This is a genomic window from Photobacterium sp. R1 (genome assembly GCF_054600795.1).
The window spans coordinates 1-243 of the sequence record NZ_BAAHZP010000871.1 but is presented as its reverse complement, the minus strand read 5'-3'; the positions used below and the strand labels follow the sequence as shown (position 1 = coordinate 243).

Here is a 243-nt window from a genome sequence, read left to right as displayed (position 1 = left end):
AGAAAAAAGAGGGCGTTTGTCAGGTTATTGTCAGGGTATGTTGCTGATATGAGACAAAAAAACGGTGCCGCAGCACCGTTTTTCAGAAGGACGCAGGACTTACAGGATGTCCAGCAGCTCAACTTCGAAAACAAGTGCAGCGAAAGGTGGGATGGCAGCACCCGCGCCACGCTCACCGTATGCCAGGTTTTGCGGAATATACAGTTTCCACTTAGAACCGACAGGCATCATTTGCAGAGCTTC

The 243-nt window shown here is 49.8% G+C and carries 1 protein-coding gene; it reads right to left on the bottom strand.

Annotated elements, in window-relative coordinates; translation table 11 throughout:
* Positions 1 to 99 precede the first annotated feature (99 nt).
* Positions 100 to 243: FKBP-type peptidyl-prolyl cis-trans isomerase (locus ACYP03_RS27565; protein WP_459782878.1), on the bottom strand; the 144-nt coding region annotated here is incomplete at its 5' end.